The 17031-nt window shown below is 63.2% G+C and carries 14 protein-coding genes and 1 pseudogene; 5 read left to right on the forward strand and 10 right to left on the reverse strand.

The genetic code is table 11. The annotated features are described in order from the left end of the window. Positions 1-208 precede the first annotated feature (208 nt). From ACR9ZN_RS14740 to ACR9ZN_RS14755, 4 genes are all read right to left on the reverse strand, one after another. A complete protein-coding gene (locus tag ACR9ZN_RS14740; RefSeq protein WP_481272535.1) occupies positions 209-1306 on the reverse strand; it encodes a TRAP transporter substrate-binding protein in 1098 nt (365 codons plus the stop codon). A gap of 106 nt (positions 1307-1412) precedes the next feature. Continuing rightward, positions 1413-3368: an ABCB family ABC transporter ATP-binding protein/permease gene (locus ACR9ZN_RS14745; protein ID WP_441772382.1), complete on the reverse strand. Its 1956-nt coding sequence runs from the start codon at positions 3366-3368 to the stop codon at positions 1413-1415. Between the two features lie 116 nt (positions 3369-3484). After that, positions 3485-5197, reverse strand: coding sequence for a LysM peptidoglycan-binding domain-containing protein (locus ACR9ZN_RS14750; protein ID WP_481272536.1), 1713 nt, complete (start codon positions 5195-5197; stop codon positions 3485-3487). 42 nt (positions 5198-5239) lie between these two features. After that, positions 5240-5443, reverse strand: a complete 204-nt coding sequence (locus ACR9ZN_RS14755) for a hypothetical protein (RefSeq protein ID WP_481272537.1) — start codon at positions 5441-5443, stop codon at positions 5240-5242. Between the two features lie 109 nt (positions 5444-5552). Here ACR9ZN_RS14755 and ACR9ZN_RS14760 point away from each other — a divergent pair, with 109 nt between their 5' ends. The 3 genes and pseudogenes from ACR9ZN_RS14760 (at position 5553) to ACR9ZN_RS14770 (ending at position 8034) form a co-directional block, all read left to right on the forward strand. Further along, complete coding sequence (locus ACR9ZN_RS14760) at positions 5553-6707, forward strand: COG3904 family protein (RefSeq protein WP_481272538.1); 1155 nt, start codon at positions 5553-5555, stop codon at positions 6705-6707. A 56-nt stretch (positions 6708-6763) separates the two neighbouring features. Next, a complete protein-coding gene (locus ACR9ZN_RS14765) occupies positions 6764-7366 on the forward strand; it encodes an LOG family protein (protein ID WP_434957149.1) in 603 nt (200 codons plus the stop codon). 90 nt (positions 7367-7456) lie between these two features. Further along, a pseudogene (locus ACR9ZN_RS14770) lies at positions 7457-8034 on the forward strand (YceI family protein). A gap of 33 nt (positions 8035-8067) precedes the next feature. Here the strand turns inward: ACR9ZN_RS14770 and cimA are convergent. The 4 genes from cimA to ACR9ZN_RS14790 all read right to left on the reverse strand — a co-directional run bounded on the left by cimA (position 8068) and on the right by ACR9ZN_RS14790 (position 12974). Then, positions 8068-9663 (reverse strand): citramalate synthase, encoded by a 1596-nt coding sequence (cimA, locus tag ACR9ZN_RS14775; RefSeq protein WP_441772387.1) that lies wholly within the window; start codon positions 9661-9663, stop codon positions 8068-8070. Further along, positions 9660-10157: a GNAT family N-acetyltransferase gene (locus tag ACR9ZN_RS14780; protein ID WP_481272539.1), complete on the reverse strand. Its 498-nt coding sequence runs from the start codon at positions 10155-10157 to the stop codon at positions 9660-9662. Before ACR9ZN_RS14780 ends, cimA begins: the two co-directional genes overlap by 4 nt. Positions 10158-10183: 26 nt before the next feature. Beyond that, positions 10184-11626: a cysteine--tRNA ligase gene (gene cysS / locus ACR9ZN_RS14785; RefSeq protein ID WP_481272540.1), complete on the reverse strand. Its 1443-nt coding sequence runs from the start codon at positions 11624-11626 to the stop codon at positions 10184-10186. 319 nt (positions 11627-11945) lie between these two features. Continuing rightward, a complete protein-coding gene (locus tag ACR9ZN_RS14790) occupies positions 11946-12974 on the reverse strand; it encodes an acyltransferase family protein (RefSeq protein WP_454814645.1) in 1029 nt (342 codons plus the stop codon). Positions 12975-13486: 512 nt separating this feature from the next. Here ACR9ZN_RS14790 and ACR9ZN_RS14795 point away from each other — a divergent pair. After that, positions 13487-13789: a hypothetical protein gene (locus ACR9ZN_RS14795; RefSeq protein ID WP_434957155.1), complete on the forward strand. Its 303-nt coding sequence runs from the start codon at positions 13487-13489 to the stop codon at positions 13787-13789. 67 nt (positions 13790-13856) lie between these two features. On the opposite strand, the gene ACR9ZN_RS14800 is transcribed toward ACR9ZN_RS14795, so the two are convergent. Continuing rightward, positions 13857-14372, reverse strand: a complete 516-nt coding sequence (locus tag ACR9ZN_RS14800; RefSeq protein ID WP_454814647.1) for a CreA family protein — start codon at positions 14370-14372, stop codon at positions 13857-13859. Positions 14373-14483: 111 nt separating this feature from the next. Next, positions 14484-15809 carry a glutamate--tRNA ligase gene (gene gltX, locus ACR9ZN_RS14805; RefSeq protein WP_481272541.1) on the reverse strand — a complete coding sequence of 442 codons (1326 nt, stop codon included), beginning with the start codon at positions 15807-15809 and terminating at the stop codon, positions 14484-14486. A 361-nt stretch (positions 15810-16170) separates the two neighbouring features. On the opposite strand from gltX, the gene ACR9ZN_RS14810 reads away from it, so the two are divergent. Continuing rightward, a complete protein-coding gene (locus ACR9ZN_RS14810) occupies positions 16171-17004 on the forward strand; it encodes a MipA/OmpV family protein (RefSeq protein WP_454814651.1) in 834 nt (277 codons plus the stop codon). Positions 17005-17031: the final 27 nt, after the last annotated feature.

A 17031-nucleotide genomic window follows, 5' to 3' on the forward strand; every position in this document is an offset into this window, starting at 1 on the left:
GACAGATGTTTTTCTACAGAACGCTTATCGAAAACCTGGAAACCGCGCTGCCATAGGGCGTAAAAATAACTTTACGTCACATCAATCGTATACAAATGGTAAAAACCAACGCTACGAGGCAAACCGCCGCTCCGTCTCCCGCGACCCAATCCGGAAGGCACACAAAACCGGCCAGATCAGAGCCCCCACCCGGCGAACAAAGACGCGATCAGCTGCCTTTGGGATAGTCGTAGGCCAGCAGGCGCATATTGGCATAGCCCTGGTCGCCGATCCGGGTCCAGAGCAAGGTCTGCTGGCGAAAGCCGAAATAGGAGGCGGCGAGACGGCGCATGAACTCGTCGCCATTTTCGATGATTTCACTCAACACCTGACCGCTGGCCGTGCCGAAGGCCTGAAATACCTCGTCGGGGAATTGCTTGAGAACAACGCCTTGCTGCGTTACCGCCTGGGCGATCGCTGCCGGCGCCCGGGCGCCATATTCAGCCAGCGAGCGAGTATTCTCCTCGGCACAGGCGACTTCGATCGCCACTTTGTGAGTTGCCGGCAATTCGTCGTATTTCGCGCGGTTGATCTGGAGTTGCAGAGCGGCGCAGGGCTCCTGGAAGCCCGGCCAGTAGCAGAACTTGGCGGCATTGTGGAAACCGAAGCTGAGATCGTTGACCGGCCCCATGAACTCGGCCGCATCCAGTTCCTCGGCCTGGAGCTTGGGCAGGATCTGCGAGCCCGGCATCAGCACCTGCTGAACGCCGAGCTTGGCGAGAGCCTGGCCGGCCAGGCCGCCGATGCGGAAACGCAGGCCCTTGAGATCGGCGACACCGTTGATCTCCCGGCGGAACCAGCCGCCGAGGCGCGCGCCGGTATTGCCGGCCGCAAAGGCCTTGATGCCGAATTGCCCGCCCAGTTCATCCCAGAGCGCCCTGCCCCCGCCGGCATAGAGCCAGGCATCGAATTCCTGGGCGATCAGGCCGAAGGGAATGGCAGAGAAAAAGGCGAAGGCAGGAGACTTGGACAGATAATAGGCCGACATGTCGTGCGACATCTCCACGTCGCCCGACATCACGGCCGCCATGTTCTGGTCACCCGGCACCAGTTCGCCGGCCGCGTAGAGCTTGATGGTGAGCTGGCCCTGGGTGAGCACGCCGATCCGGTCGGCCAGGCGCTGGGCTCCCGTGCCCGCTCCCGGCAACCCCTTCGGCCAGGCCGTCGCCATCCGCCATTCGATCAGGTTCTGCGCCAACGCCGGAGCGGCAAGCATGGTGGCGCCGGCGGCGGCAGCTCCAGCGAGAAAACGACGTCGGGTCGACATGAAGAGGGTTCCTGTTACGCAAGACTAACACCCAGCCGGGGCGAGTAAGCAGCGTACAAGATGAACCGGGGCTGAACTGAGGCCGGGTTCTCCGCCCCCACTATCCCTATCCGGCCAGAGCGTCCCGATAATCGGCAGTTGGCGACGCATCGTCCTGGGTGCGCTGAAGCTTCTCGCGGGCCTCGTCGGCCTCGCGCTGGCGGTTCCACATGCCGGCATAGACGCCGCCGTGAGCCAGCAACTCCTCATGATTGCCGCGCTCGACGATCACGCCCTTGTCGAGCACGATGATCTCGTCGGCATTCACCACCGTCGAGAGACGATGCGCGATCACCAGCGTGGTGCGGTTCTCCGAGATGCGCTCGAGCGCAGCCTGGATCTCCATTTCAGTGTAGCTATCGAGCGCCGAGGTCGCCTCGTCGAGCACCAGCACCGGCGGCCCCTTCAAGATGGTGCGGGCAATGGCGACGCGCTGCTTCTCCCCGCCCGACAATTTGAGGCCGCGCTCACCGACTTCCGTTTCGTAGCCCTTGGGCATGCGCCGGATGAAGGTGTCGATCTGGGCAAGGCGGGCCGCCTCCTCAACCTCCGCATCGGTCGCATCCCAGCGACCATAGCGGACATTGTAGCGGATGGTATCGTTGAACAGCACCGTGTCCTGCGGCACCATGCCGATGGCGGCGCGCAGCGATTTCTGGGTTACGTCGCGCACGTCCTGCCCGTCGATCAGCACGCGCCCGCCATTGACGTCATAGAAGCGGAACAACAGTCGCGAGATCGTCGACTTGCCGGCGCCCGAGGGACCGACGATCGCCACCGTGCGGCCTGCCGGCACGTCGAAGGAAAGCCCCTGCAGGATCGGGCGGTCGGGATCATAGTTGAACACCACATTCTCGAAGGTCACGCGGCCCTCGCGCACCTCGAGCGGCGCTGCGCCCGGCCGGTCCTTGACCTCGGTATCCTTGTCGAGCAGCTCGAACATGGTCTCGATGTCGGTGATGCCCTGCTTGATCTCGCGATAGGCAAAGCCGAGGAAGTTCAAGGGGGTTGCCAACTGCAGCCACATCACGTTGAGCAGGGCGATGTCGCCGACGGTATTGACGCCGTGGTAGACGCCCAGGCCGGCCAGCAGCAGCGAGCCCAGCATACCCGCCATGAAGATGATGCCCTGGCCGATATTGAGCCAGGTCAGGGTGATATAGGTCCGGATCGCCGACTGCTCGTAGGAAGCCATCGCGCGATCGTAACGGGCGAGTTCACGCTCCTCGTTGGAGAAATACTTGACCGTCTCGTAGTTGAGCAGGCTGTCGATCGCCTTCTGGTTGGCGTCCGTGTCGGAATCGTTCATCTCGCGGCGGATCGAGATGCGCCATTCGGTCGCCTTGATGGTGAACCAGACATAGAAGGCCGTCGTGGCGAGCACGATCAGGGCGTATCGCCAGTCGAACTGCAGCAGCAGCATGATCAGGTAGAGCGTCAGCTCAACGATGGTCGGCAGTATGTTGATGGTGGCGAAGCGGACGATATTCTCGATGCCGGTACGCCCGCGGTCGATCACCCGCGACAAGCCGCCGGTCTTGCGCTCGAGATGATAGCGCAGGCTGAGATTGTGGATGTGCTCGAAGGTCTCGATCGCCAGCCGCCGCACGGCATACATGAACACGGCAGCGAACAGGCCGTCCTTCCACTGCGAGATCGCCGTCATCAGGATGCGCGCCGCGCCATAGGCCACCAGCATGGTGAGCGGCACGCCGGCCAGCATCACCGCCAAGGTATGGCCCGTAAGCTCGCGGTCGCCGCCGACGGCGGCCAGCCCATCGGTCGCCCATTTGAGCGTGTAGGGTACGACCAGGGTGATGAGCTTGGTCAGCAGCAAGAGCACGAAGGCCCATATCACCCGCATGCGCAGATCCGCACGATCTTGCGGCCACATATAGGGCCACAAATGCTTCATCGTCTGGAGAAAGGCACCCTGGTCGGCGCTGATGCGCTTGGGAGCGGTGGAAGGGTCGGCGGATGGCATGAACGGGCTTTCGACCGGCGAGCGGAAGATCGCCGGCATCAGGAGTTTTCTGGCAATGACGCTGCGTAGTTAGGTCTGCAGCGGCATGATCGCAAGCGTCTTGCGATGAAATCTCGCTGCGCCAGGCCTCGTACCAGGCCCGCATCCCACTCGGCTCAAGGCGTTTTCTTATCCGGCATGACGAAGATCTGGCCCGGATAGATCAGATTGGGATTGCGGATCTGATCGGTATTGGCGTCATAGATCCAGGTATAGCGGATGCCCTGGCCATAGACCTTGCGCGAAATCCGCCAGAGATTGTCGCCCTGGAGGATCGTCGTGGTGCGGATCTCGGGGATCACGGCCACAGAGGGCGGCGGCGACGGCTGGGCCGGCTTGGCCTCGCTCGTCTGCACCGGTGCCGTCGCGGGGGTCGCGGGGTTGGAGGCGGATGGCGTCGTGGCGGATAGTGGCACCACGGTATTGCCGGAGGCCGGCGGCACGGCCTCCGCCTGTGCCGGCGACGAGGCGGCTCCCGTGGTGCCCGCCCCCTGCGTGCCGGGCTCGAAGGCCGGAGAGGCGCCTTGGGCCGGCGCGGAAGCCGCCGCCGGCTGCGTCTTGTCACCCGGGGCCGGTGTGGCGGCGCCAGGCACCGCGGTAGAGGGCGTGGTCGCCGCTTGCGGCGGCGTTCCAGCGGGCTGGCCGCCACGGGTGGAGCCTGAACGCGACGGCGTGGCGATCGCCGCCACCACGGCCGGAGCCGAGGCCGAGGGTGCCTTGTCGACCATGGCGAACGGGACTTCGGCCCGTGTCAGCACCTGCCCGTTGGCAGCCGCGACATCGTCGACGCGAACCCGGTAATTGCCCGGCTGCATGCCCTTCTCGATCGTCATGCCGAAGGTACCGTCCTTGGCCGCCGTCACGCCGGTCACCAGCGTATCGTTGAGATAGATGCGCAAGGCGGCCCCCGGCTCCGCCCGACCCGTCACGAAGAAACGGCCCATCTCGTCCGCCTCGACGGTCCGGATCGAAACATTGGCTCGTGAAGATCCCTTGTCCGCCTCGACAGACGCGGTTGCACCTGCCGGAGATGGCGCTGCCGGCTGCTCGGTTGGCTTGCTCGTCGGCGGCGCCGCGTCGGTCAATACCTTGGAGGGCTGGTCGGGCGAGTTGAGCACGACCACCACCTCTTCGCCCGGCTTTTCAGGAACGCGGACAGAGAGGGTTTGCTCAGACAAGGTCACCCGCCCGTCCGGCGATGTGGTGCGCAGGGTCAGTTCGCAGGGGCCCTTCGGCAAAGCGGGCGGCGTGATCGCCCAGGTACCGTTGATGTCGGCAACGACGCGGGCATAGGGGTTGCCATTGCGCAGCAGTTCCACCGTGGCGCCGGACGCGGCTCGCCCTGCAATCACCGCGCTGCCGGCCGGCTCGATGCGGGCAATATCGAAGGTCGGGGCGGTCTGTCCCTTGGCCGCATCCGGTTTCGGCGCCTCGGGCTTGGGAGGCTGGGGTTTGGCGGCTTCAGTTTTGACGGCCTCGGGCTGAGCCGCCTCCGTCTTTCCAGAATCGGGCTTGCCAGAATCGGGCTTGCCAGGATCGGACTTGGCTGTCTCGTTGCCAGTTGCTGGAACCTTCGCGGCTTCGGTTTTCGCCACTTCGGTATTGCTTCCCGCAGTCCTGGCCGACTCCGGCTTGACGGCTTCGCCGGTCAGCGCGGGCTTCTGCATCTTGTCGGCGGGGGGATTGGCGGTAACTGCCGGCTTGGCATCGCCGACCAGCGGCGACGGCGGCCGGGCAGGCTCGCGCACCAGCACGCTGTAGAGCGTACCGACGCTGACGACGCTCGCGGCTCCCACTATTCCCGCCAGACTCTTCCAGCCCACTGCCATCTTCTACTCCCGATGCAAGAACGCGCACCGTTTCATCAGATTTTACTTACCCGCTTCACCTGCCGGACGAAAGACCTGCACCATCACAATGCTGTCGAACGAGCAAAGTATCGCGCCGACATTTCTTGCCGGCACCCTTGTCAGGACTTGTACACCGAACTGCAGCGCCATTGCTGCAGAATTGTGATGAAAATCCAGGAACGCACGATATTCTTCATCGGACGGGGCTCGATCGGAAGGTTCCATGAAACGAGGGGCGCTCTTTGTATCTGCTCTTTGCCTGACCATTCTCTTTGGAACCATGCCATCGCAAGCCGGCCAAACAGAGGCTGGAGCACGCCCGAAGAGCTCCGCGATGCGCATTCTCATCGTGCGCAGCGCCGCCGTCGATTGTGAACCCAATTGCGCCGAATGGATTTCCGCCGACGGTGACATCACCGCCGCGACGCCGGCGCTGCTGCGCAAGGTTCTGAAAGCCAGTGGCGGCAGGAAGCTGCCCTTCATCCTCACCTCGCCTGGCGGAGACGTTACAGCCGGATACGCCATCGGCCGCCTGATTCGTCGGGCAGGCCTGGAGGTCACGGTCGGCCGGACCATGCTGGCTCCCTGTACGCCAGAAGAGAGGAAATGCTCCGACACCATGATGAAGGGCCGTCGCGGCTTCGCCAACAATGCGGGAGCCTTTTGCAATTCGGCCTGTGTGTTCGCGCTGGCCGGAGGAGTTGCACGTCACGTCTTTTGGGTCAGCCCGGTCGGTGTTCATCAATTCGCCAGCTCGCGGACTCTGACACGCTGGCGCCAGACCACTCTGAACGGGCGCGTCATCCGGCGAGAGATTCTGTCGGTCAACCGGATCAAGGTAAAGACGACACCGGCGCAATATGACCAGGCCGCCCGCTATTTCGCCGAGATGGGAATTGATCCACGTATCAACGGGCTGCTCCAGCTCGCCGACAACAAGAACATTCACGTGATGAACCACAGTGAATTGCTGGAGACGAAGATCATCACCGACGACCAGGATGCGCGGGGCCAGGTCCTGAAACTTCAGACGGCGCTGAATGCTCAAAAAATGTCCGAGCGCATCGCTGCCTTCACTGTGACCACCGCCGACGTGCCGGCGGGGCTCTATCAGGGCAAGGCTATCATCTCGCATGTCAATTTCCGGCAGGATCCGAAAGGCACTGGCGTCGTGGTGAGCGTTACGCCGACGATCGGGACGCTCCCCTTGCCCACGGCTGACCTGCTCGCCATCATCCAGATCGGCAACCAGTTCGAGTTATCGGACCGGCCGGGCGGAAGCGCCCGGCCGGATTCCGAGCTGACGATCGCCATCGCCCCCGCGACCTTCTGCGTTCTCGATCACAGCCGCTCCTTGACCTTCACCATCGGCCCGAAACGACGCAGCCCTGTGAAGTCTGAAACCGTGTGGGTTTCGACGGGCCGCTTCCGCGATCTCGATCTCCTGTTGGGTAAGGTTTGCGGCAGGCAAGGGAACCTTGCCGATTGATCCGTGCGGCGGCAAAGCAACTTGACCCACCCATGCCGCAGTGCGAAACCGTGGATATGACAAAGCTTCGTTCGATTTGCGTCTATTGTGGCTCCAGCAATGGCACCCGCCCCGATTATGTCGCCGGCGCCGAGCGTCTCGGCCGGGACATGGCTGAAGGCGGCATCCGCCTTGTCTATGGTGGCGGCAATGTTGGCCTGATGGGCACCGTCGCCCGCGCCGTCATCGAGAATGGCGGCCAGGTTACCGGCATTATCCCGACCTTCCTGCAGCGCCGCGAGCGCATGCTCACCGAGGTCGAGGAACTCATCGTCACCAAGGACATGCATGAGCGCAAGCGCCTGATGTTCGAGCGGGCTGACGCCTTCGTCGCCCTTCCGGGGGGCGTCGGCACGCTGGAGGAACTGGTCGAGCAGTTGACCTGGGCCCAACTCGGCCAACACAAGAAACCGATCCTGCTGGTCAATATCGACGGGTTCTGGACGCGCTTCCTCGACATTCTCGACCATATGCGCGAGGAAGGCTTCATTCGTCCCGAGACCGCGGTGGAGGTCTTGGTGGCCAACACGCCCGAAGAGGTCGTGCCGATGGTCAAGGCTGCGATCGAGAAGATCTCGCGGGCCGAAATGGCGATGAGCGTCGCGCCCGAGACGCTCTGACCTTCGCATTGCGAGGCTGCGATCGAATAGGATTGCGCCCTGCGGTGTTCATGCTCCGGCGTTTCGCGGCCTGGCAGTATGGACAATGCAATGAAGAGGTCTTTCCACGTGACTGTGGCGGCACTGTTTTTCAGCGCCGGCCTTTCGCCTCTCGTATTCGCAGGCGATCTCTACGATCTCGATCCCGAGCATACCCAGGCGATCTTCCATATCGACCATCTCGGCTATTCCACCGTCACGGGCAGCTTCCGCCAGTTGAAGGGCATGCTCACGCTCGATGAAGAACATCCCGAGCAAAGCCTGGTCGAGGCAACGATCGAGGCTTCGAGCATCGATACGGGGGTGCCGACGAGGATCTGAGGTCGAGCCAGTTCTTCGACGTCGCCCGCCATCAGACGATCACTTTTCGGACCGTAAAGGTGAAGCGGCGTGGTCCGCGCAGCGCCGATCTCAGCGGAGAGCTGACGCTGCTCGGGATATCCAGGCCCGTGACATTGCGGACCACCTTCAACCAGATCGCGCCGGATCCGCTGCGCGGCAGTCGCATGGTGGCCGGCTTCACCGCGACCACGAGCATCCGTCGCACGGATTATGGCATGAAGGCTTTCATCCCCCTGATCGGCGACGTCGTGCGCATAGACATCAATGTCGAGGCGATCCGCCGTTGAGGAAAAGCCCGCTCGCCGCAACGGGCTCGATCCTCAAACCTCCGCGCCAGCCTTGAGCAGCTTGTAGGTCATCGAATCAACCAACGCCTGGAAGGAGGCATCGATGATGTTGTCGGAGACGCCCACGGTGGCCCAGCGATCGCCGGCGGCATCCTGGAATTCGATCAGCACCCGCGTCACCGCATCGGTACCGCCTTGGAAGACGCGGACCTTGTAGTCGATCAGCTTCAGGTCCTCGATGACGGACTGATACTTGCCGAGATCCTTGCGCAGCGCCGTGTCGAGGGCATTGACCGGGCCATGTCCCTCCGCTGCCGAGATCAGTTCATCGGCGCCGACCTTGACCTTGACGATGGCCTCGGAGAACACGCCGAGTTCGCCGCGCTCGTTCCAGCGCCGCTCGACATTGACGCTGAAGCGCTCGACGAAGAAGAACTCCGGGACGCTGCCGAGAATACGCTTGGCCAGCAGGAAGAAAGAGGCATCCGCCCCCTCATAGGCATAGCCTTGCGCTTCCTTGTCCTTCAGTGCCCCAAGCAATCTGGAGAGACGGGGATCATCCTTGTCGACGGCCAGCCCCAGGCGTTCCAGTTCGGCCAGGATGTTGGATTTGCCGGCCTGGTCCGAGACCAGCAATTTGCGCCGGTTGCCCACGCTTTCCGGCGGCACGTGCTCATAGGTGGAAGGATCCTTCACCACGGCCGAGGCATGGATGCCGGCCTTGGTGGCAAAGGCCGAGGAACCGACATAGGGTGCATGATGGTCGGGCATGCGGTTGAGCAGTTCGTCGAGCTTGCGCGAGATGCGCGTCAGGTTCTCGAGCCCAGCCGCATCCACCCCGATCTCGAAGCGCTCGGCATAGGCGGGCTTGAGCAGTAATGTTGGGATCAGCGAGGTGAGGTTGGCATTGCCGCAGCGCTCGCCCAAACCGTTCAGCGTGCCCTGGATCTGCCGCACGCCCGCCCTGACGGCCGCCAGCGAATTGGCGACCGCCTGCTCGGTGTCGTTATGGGCATGGATGCCGAGATGGCCGCCGGGGATCGTCTTGACGACCTCGCCGACGATGCGCTCGATCTCATGTGGCAGGCTACCGCCATTGGTATCGCACAGGACCACCCAGCGCGCGCCAGCCTCATGGGCCGTACGGGCGCAGGCGAGCGCATAATCGGGATTGGCCTTGTAGCCGTCGAAGAAATGCTCGCAGTCGAGCAGCACTTCGCGCCCACGTGCCTTGGCCGTGGCGACGCTGTCGCGGATCGAATCGAGATTGTCTTCCAGGCTGATGCCGAGGGCCATGCGCACCTGATGGTCCCAGCTCTTGGCCACGAAGCAGATCGCGTCCGCCTGCGCATCCAGCAGGCCTGCGACACCGGGGTCGTTGGCGGCCGAGCGCCCTGCCCTCTTGGTCATCCCGAAGGCGGTGAACTTCGCCTTGAGGCCGTTGGGCTGGCTGAAGAACTGCGTGTCGAGCGGATTGGCGCCGGGATAGCCGCCCTCGATATAGTCGACCCCGAGATCGTCGAGCAGCCCGGCGATCGCCTGCTTGTCGGCGAGGGAGAAGTCGACTCCCGTGGTCTGGGCGCCGTCACGCAGAGTGGTGTCGAAGAGATAGAGGCGATCGCGCGTCATTGCCTGACAGCCTCGGGCGGGGCCGAAAGCACCTTCTTCATGGTGGTGTTGCCGAGCCACTCGTCGCCAAGCGACACCGTGTTGCGCTGCTGGGGCACGAAACCCTGCTTGAGGAAAAAGTCCCGGGCAGTATCACTGGCGTCGACCGTCAGATGGTCGGCGCCACGCGCCTTGGCGAGCTGTTCGATGGCGCCGTAGAGCGTCGAGGCCACGCCCTGCCCGGCGACCGCCGGATGGACATAGAGCAGGTCGACCAGTTCCTTGCCTTTCAGCGCGATGAAGCCGACCGGCGAGCCGCCGACCGTTGCCACGATGGTCAGACAGCCTGCAAGGCGTTTCACCCAGGCCTCCTCGTCGTCCGCCGCCTCGGCCCAGGCCTCCTGCTGGCCTTCGGAATAATCCTCACCTGTCAGTTCGTGGATACTGGCTCGGAAAATCTCGGCCAGGATCGGTGCGTCGGCAGGCAGGAACGGGCGCAGCCCAGGTTTCGGCATAGCAGGATTCGACGTCGACTTGGCCATCAGAGCTTGACCTCCCAACTGGTAGTACCGTCCTTGTTGTCCTTGACGGTGATGTTCAAGCGGGCGAGTTCGTCGCGGATGCGATCGGATTCCGGCCAGTTCTTCTCGGCCCGGGCAACCTTGCGCGCAGCCAGAAGCGCCTCGACCTCCCGCCTCAGCCCATCGCTGACATGCGTGTCACCCTTCAGGGCCGCCGCATCATTGCTGAAGCCCAGAAAGGCAAGCGTCGCCGCCCTGTCGGCCGGATCGGTGATCTGGTGCAGGCGGGCCAGCATGGCCGGCGTGTTGAGATCGTCCGACAGGGCCTCGATCACACCGGCATCGACGCCTCCGCCCGCAGGCACCTCCTCATACCAGCGCAACAGGGTCTGCTGGGCCTCGGTCAAGGCTTGCAGGGTCCAGTCGATCGGCTGGCGATAATGGGTGCGCAGCATGGCCAGGCGCAGCACGTCGCCATGCCAGGCCCGCCCGCCGAAGCGGTCGCTGCCGAGCAGTTCGCGAATGGTGATGAAGTTGCCCAGGCTCTTGGACATCTTCTCGCTCTCGACCTGCAGGAAGCCGTTATGCATCCAGACATTGGCCATCACCGGCGTGTCGAAGGCGCAGCAGCTCTGGGCGATCTCGTTCTCATGGTGCGGGAAGACGAGATCGATGCCGCCGCCATGGATATCGAAGACGTTGCGGGCCGGGTCGTCGCAGCCGATGCCGCCGCCATAGGGGGTGAGCAGCGTCGCCATCGACATTGCCGAGCACTCGATATGCCAACCGGGGCGTCCGGGCGTGGCGATGCCCGAGGGGCTGGGCCAGCCGGGCTGGTGGCCATGCGAGGGCTTCCACAGCACGAAATCCATGGCATCGCGTTTATAGGGGGCAACATCCACCCGCGCACCGGCCAGCATTTCGTCGAGCGAGCGGCGGGCGAGTGCGCCGTAGCGCGGCACCTTGGCGAGCTTCTCCATGGCATGGACGGAGAACAATACATGTTCTTCAGCGACATAGGCGACACCGCGCGCCACCAGGCGCTCGATGATGGCCTTCATCTCCTCGATATGGTCGGTCGCCCGCGGCTCGACCATCTGCGGCAGCTGCCCCGGCTGGTTGACCTGATCGGGCATCAGTACGCCGAGTTCCCTGATGTCCCGATGGAACTGGGCGAGCGTCCCGTCGGTCAATTCACGGATGGTGATGCCGCGCTCGGCCGCGCGCTCGTTGATCTTGTCGTCGACGTCGGTGATGTTGCGCGCGTAGCTGACGTGCTCGGCGCCATAGGTGTGGCGCAGCAGGCGGAACAGCAGGTCGAAGACGATGATCGGGCGGGCATTGCCGATATGGGCAAAGTCGTAGACGGTCGGGCCGCAGACATACATACGCACCCGATCGGGATCGATCGGCGTGAAATCGACCTTGGAGCGCGTACGGGTATCGTAGAGCCGTAAAACCATGAGTTCCCCACCTCGGCTGGCCGGGGGCGTCCTGCGCTCAAGATTTTGGGCGAATGACGGCGCCAGCCAGCGTTGCTGCTAGCTGCAAATAATCCGCGAAAGGATGGCCGTCTTTGTCATCGCGGGGAGCAATGTGCCATGCGGGCGGCGTTGTCAAGCGACAGGATGGCGTGTCCTTCGATCACCCGGTGATGACGCGCATCAGACCAACGCGTTTTGTGAATTGACGGTAACGGGTAGAATCGCAAACGCGCGCCGAACCATAGAGCGGGGGCAAACAAGCATTCTGGCTTGAGCGCACTTTGTTCCGGAGCCGGGCTCATCCGGCTCGGGCAATGATCCGTTTGCCCAAGGCCTGCCCGGGCAATTCGATCAGCCGATAGCCCAGCACGGCGAAAAGCAGGGCAAACAGTACGCTCGCCGCGGCGAAGAGGCTGGAGGGCGCCAGGGCGCCCGCCAGGCCGATGGCGAAGGGATGCAGGAGATAGGTCGAGTAGCTGACGCTGCCCAGCCATCCGGTGATGCGATTGTCGACCAGCGCTGAGCGGCGGATGCTCGGAATGCCGGCGACCAGCACGAACACGATCGGCGCGACCAGCCAGGGAAACAGCGACTGGTTCATGGTGATATTCGGATGGCTGAAATAGCCGAAGGAGACGATGTTCGAGAGCGCCATGATGACGACGAAGACTCCCGTATCGACAAGAAGGCGCGTCAGCGGCAATTCCCCGGCCTGGGTGCGGAACGCCCGGCAACCCAGGATGGCGGCATAGATCATGCCGATCCGTCCGAGCGGCAGGCGGTGCCCGATCACGAGCGAGATGCCGACCAAGGCGAGCATCACGAGCGGGGCGGCGATGGCCAGCTTGTCGTCGAACTTCCGTCCAAGGCTAAGCAGTGCAACGGCGAAGATCGCATACCAGGCGAATTCGATGCTGAGGGTCCATGTCACACCCAGCAGCGGCGTGGCGCCGACATAGTCCTGTATCAGCAGGAGATTGGCGAGCCAGTCACCCAGCGTGGCGGACTTCACCGCCGAAAAGTCCGGAATAGCGGTGCAATAGCCGAGGAGTGCCATCAGCGCAAAGGCGGCGAACACCAGAGGATAGATACGAAACACGCGCCGAATCATGAACGTTTTGAGGTCGAACCGGCGTCCGGCCGTCATGGGAATGACGAAGCCGCTGACGATGAAGAACAGGACGACACCGAACACACCGGGCGAAAGCATACCAACGATCCACTGGCCGAACCCGCTTTCCTTTTCCGCCACATGCTGAAACAGCACGGCCCCGGCGGCGATGAAGCGCAGCGTGTCGAGAAAGACCACGCGCGGCATGGTGGCCATGGGCCTATCCTCGACGCGTGGTTCCAGCGTGGCCGCAAGTACCGGTGCCGGGAGCGCGTCACCGTTTCTTCCCTGGTTTGGCATGGGGCGGTCCATGGAAGAAACCAGGGGATGGTCAGTCGGCACTTGGGATTTCCTAACAACGTTCAGACGACGGCTCGAGGGCAGTCCGAATATTGAAGGAGAGCAGGAACGGCCTCCCCAGTGCAAGTCCACCTGGCTAAGGAATTGGGACGATGGCCGCTAAACAATAAGGCGCGGGATCAGCCATAATCGTCTTGTCGAAACGTTGCACGCCCTGGCTGCACAAGCCCCATAGTACCAAAGTGGGCCCTCGCCCGTTGAAACGCCGACAAAGGTGGAGCCTTTGCATGTCGGCACTGATGCAGCCCGGCAACAGAGTTTCGCCAAAAATTAAACACGTAGATTTACCGATGTTTAAAAACGCACGGCGATGATAGGCAAGCTCCGCTATCCGGACGGGGCAGACCCCGTTCACATGTGTGATTTCGATGAACCTGCGTACCCTCTCCTTCATCGCGGCTTGCCTAGCTTTCGCCAGCCCCGCCTCCGCCCAGAATGTGGCTTCCTTCGTCGTCAGCGCCGATGATGGCTACGGCGTCGACACCTGCCTGGAAAGCGGCGCCCCCTGCGGCCAGCCGATTGCCAGCGAATGGTGTGTCGCCAATGGCTATGCCAAGGCGGTCGCCTTCCGCCGGCAGACCGAAACCGATATCACTGGCGCCATCAACGCGCCCACACAGGTCGCTGCTGCCTCGCAGCCGCACGCTGTCGTGATCACTTGCGAAAAGTGAAGACCTGCGAAAAGTGAAGCCTTGCGAGAAGTGAGGATGCGGGCGGTGGCCCTGCTGGGCCCTGCACTCAGTCCGTGACGAAATCCGCACATTTCTGGGGCGGCTCGCCGGCCCAGGGCATTACCGGCACCGACGAGGTCGAGTTCTTCGGAGATCCTTCGATCAGTTTGTCGGTATAGACCAGATAGACCAGCACGTTGCGCTTGGCGTCGCAGCCGCGCACCACCTGCATCTTCTTGAAGAACAAGGAGCGGGACTGGCGATAGACCAAGGCGCCCTGCTCGAATTTCTCCTTGAATTTGATCGGCCCGACCTGGCGGCAGGCCAGCGAGACGTCCGACACCTCCTCGGCCACCCCGAACATACCCTTGAGACCACCCTTCTCCGGCACGGTGAAGTGACAGGCGACCCCTTCGACATCGGGATCGTCGATACCGTAGACGGCGAGCTTGTCGTCCGGGGTCAGGAATTTCCATACCGTCGACTTGCGGAAGATCAGGTCCGGTTCCTGGGCCTGGGCAGCGACGGGAACTGCAAGGGCAAGTACGATCGCAGCGAGGCCGAAGCAGATTCTACGCAACATGCGGGGTCTCCTCATCGGCCCCCATATGGGAAGGCATCCGACCGGGCGCTAGAGTGGAGTGTCGGCCTCGCTCCATCACTTGATGGAGTTGTGGAAGGCGACACTCTGGCCTCACCCGAGCCGCGCCAATACACGCTCACGGCCGATCAGCGGCAGCAGCGCCTTGAGTTCGGGGCCATGATCGAGCCCGGTCAGCGCCTGGCGCAACGGCATGAACAGGGCCTTGCCCTTCGCGCCGGTGGCTTCCTTCACGGCCTGCGTCCAGGCGCCCCAGGTGTTCTCGTCCCAGGGCCCGCTCGGCAACAGCGCGGCGGCGCGGCCGAGGAACTCCCGATCCTGCTCACCCGCGGCGACCGGCCCCGTCACCACGTCCCACCACAATTTCGCATCGGCCAGCCTGACGAGATTGGAGCGCACGGCGAGCCAGAAGTCCTCGCCGCCCTCGACGCCGAGAGCCGTCAGCCGCTGCGAGATGTCTGCAAAGGCCGTCTCATGCAGCAGCTTGGCGTTGAGTGTCTCGATCTCGGCCGGATCGAAGCGCGCCGGCGCCCGCGAGATGCGCGAAAGATCGACCAGCGCGGCCAGCTCCTGCAGCGACGCGATCGGGCGCACGGCCTCGGCCGTGCCGGTCAGCACCGCCAGGCTCGCTACCGCCATCGGCTCGAAGCCGGCCTCGCGCAGCGAACCGATCGACAGCGCCCCGCTGCGCTTGGACAGCCCCTCGCCGCTCACTGTGGTAAGCAGATTGTGGTGGGCGAATTCCGGCACCGTGGCGCCCAGGGCTTCGAAGATCTCGATCTGCACGGCGGTGTTGGTGACGTGATCCTCGCCGCGGATGATGTGGCTGACGCCAAGATCGATGTCATCGACCACGGATGGCAGCGTGTAGAGATAACCGCCATCGGCACGGATCAGCACCGGGTCGGACAGGGAGGAGGTGTCGACATGCGCGGGGCCGCGCACGCCGTCCTGCCATTCGACGATGCGGTGGTTGAGCAGGAAGCGCCAATGCGGACGCCGCCCCTCGGCCTCCAGAGCCGCCTTCTGCTCGGCGGTCAAGCGCAGGGCCGCCCGGTCATAGACCGGTGGCAGGCCGCGAGCCTTCTGCAGCGTGCGCCGGCGCTCAAGTTCCTCCTCGGTCTCGTAGCAGGGATAGAGTCGACCGGCCTCACGCAGGCGGCCGGCGGCGGCATCGTAAAGCGCCATGCGTTCGGACTGGCGCGCCTTCACGTCCGGGACCATGCCGAGCCAGGCAAGATCCACCGCGATGGCATCCGCATATTCCTGGCGCGAGCGGGCCATGTCGGTATCGTCATAGCGCAGGATGAAGCGTCCGCCCGCGCGCTTGGCCACGCACCAATTCAGCAAGGCGGTGCGGATATTGCCGATATGGATATAGCCGGTGGGGGACGGCGCAAAGCGGACGACAGGCGGCATGACGGGCTTTCGAAATTGGAAATATGGCCTGTCCTATACCGCGAGGCCTCCCTTTTGAAGGAGAGATTATGGACAGGCTCCTGCCATTTTTGCTGGCCACGAAATCGCCATCGTGTTTATAACGGAGACGATAATCAATCGCAGCCGGCTCATAGCACCCTTTCCCGGCTGATCATCGCCACTCAGTGAATGCCATCAAAACGGGCATCACGAAACTGACGATGCCCTCGGCATCCAAAACATGACGTTAGGGAATTCGTTGATTATTCATGCCAGCATTCATTGTTTGTTGTCACCTCGAAGGCATTGTGCGGCCAAGTTCGCGGTCGTTCCTGCCGCGACCGGAAATGGGAATAGAGTGATGTTGCGTACCTCCCTGAAGACTGCCGCAGCGGCAGGGGTTCTTGCCGTTCTGGCGACGCCGGCACTGGCCCAATCCTCTTCCTATACGCCGACGGGATTTTGGGACAACTACATCGCCGGTGGCTGGTCGCTGGAACTCGGCGCGACCGCCGCCATAGGCCCCAACTATGAGGGCGCTAAGGATTTCACCTTCCTGCCCTCGCCGATCATCTCGCTGTCCCGTCAGGGCAAGGGGACCGCTTTCAGTTCGCGCAACGACAATCCGGGCCTCGGCATTCTCGACAATGGCTTCCTGCGCATCGGCCCCGTCGGCAAGCTTCTGCTCAAGCAGGACGGTTCCACCGACGACGATCTCAAGGGCCTCAAGCCAGTACGCTGGGGCGGCGAACTCGGCATCTTCGCCGACATCTATCCGGTCGAGTGGCTGCGTTTGCGCGCCGAATTGCGGCACGGCATCCGTTCGCATCACGGCCTGGTCGCCGATATCGCGGCGGACGCCTTCTATGACATCGCACCGGATTGGCGTATTTCCGGCGGCCCCCGTGTCTCCTTGGCTACGCGCAGCTATTTCGACGCCTATTATGGCGTGAATCTACAGGAATCACTCGCTTCCGGCCTCAGCCCCTATTCGCCCGGCGGTGGCCTGAAGTCGGTTGGCGTCGGCGGTGCGCTCACCTGGAAGACGACGGACAAGATCACCACCAGCGCCTTTGCCGAATATAGCCGTCTTACCGGTCCCGCCTCCAAATCGACCCTGGTCAAGGAGCGCGGCTCCCCGAACCAGTTCACGATCGGTGTATCGGCAAGCTATCGCTTCGACTTCAATCTCTGAGTCGCCCCGAAGCTATCCCCGAGTGCC

The organism is Labrys sp. HAY1-8F (assembly GCF_056754975.1).

What these genes read in the sequence shown, in the direction of transcription:
- ACR9ZN_RS14750 (WP_481272536.1), bottom strand. Translation starts at nt 5,197, where the DNA reads ATGGCAGTGGGCTGGAAGAGTCTGGCGGGAATAGTGGGAGCCGCGAGC.
- ACR9ZN_RS14780 (WP_481272539.1), bottom strand. Translation starts at nt 10,157, where the DNA reads ATGCCGAAACCTGGGCTGCGCCCGTTCCTGCCTGCCGACGCACCGATC.
- cysS (WP_481272540.1), bottom strand. Translation starts at nt 11,626, where the DNA reads ATGGTTTTACGGCTCTACGATACCCGTACGCGCTCCAAGGTCGATTTC.
- ACR9ZN_RS14755 (WP_481272537.1), bottom strand. Translation starts at nt 5,443, where the DNA reads ATGGAACCTTCCGATCGAGCCCCGTCCGATGAAGAATATCGTGCGTTC.
- ACR9ZN_RS14760 (WP_481272538.1), top strand. Translation starts at nt 5,553, where the DNA reads ATGCGCATTCTCATCGTGCGCAGCGCCGCCGTCGATTGTGAACCCAAT.
- ACR9ZN_RS14800 (WP_454814647.1), bottom strand. Translation starts at nt 14,372, where the DNA reads ATGTTGCGTAGAATCTGCTTCGGCCTCGCTGCGATCGTACTTGCCCTT.
- ACR9ZN_RS14740 (WP_481272535.1), bottom strand. Translation starts at nt 1,306, where the DNA reads ATGTCGACCCGACGTCGTTTTCTCGCTGGAGCTGCCGCCGCCGGCGCC.
- ACR9ZN_RS14790 (WP_454814645.1), bottom strand. Translation starts at nt 12,974, where the DNA reads ATGGCCACCATGCCGCGCGTGGTCTTTCTCGACACGCTGCGCTTCATC.
- ACR9ZN_RS14765 (WP_434957149.1), top strand. Translation starts at nt 6,764, where the DNA reads ATGACAAAGCTTCGTTCGATTTGCGTCTATTGTGGCTCCAGCAATGGC.
- ACR9ZN_RS14795 (WP_434957155.1), top strand. Translation starts at nt 13,487, where the DNA reads ATGAACCTGCGTACCCTCTCCTTCATCGCGGCTTGCCTAGCTTTCGCC.
- cimA (WP_441772387.1), bottom strand. Translation starts at nt 9,663, where the DNA reads ATGACGCGCGATCGCCTCTATCTCTTCGACACCACTCTGCGTGACGGC.
- ACR9ZN_RS14810 (WP_454814651.1), top strand. Translation starts at nt 16,171, where the DNA reads ATGTTGCGTACCTCCCTGAAGACTGCCGCAGCGGCAGGGGTTCTTGCC.
- gltX (WP_481272541.1), bottom strand. Translation starts at nt 15,809, where the DNA reads ATGCCGCCTGTCGTCCGCTTTGCGCCGTCCCCCACCGGCTATATCCAT.
- ACR9ZN_RS14745 (WP_441772382.1), bottom strand. Translation starts at nt 3,368, where the DNA reads ATGCCGGCGATCTTCCGCTCGCCGGTCGAAAGCCCGTTCATGCCATCC.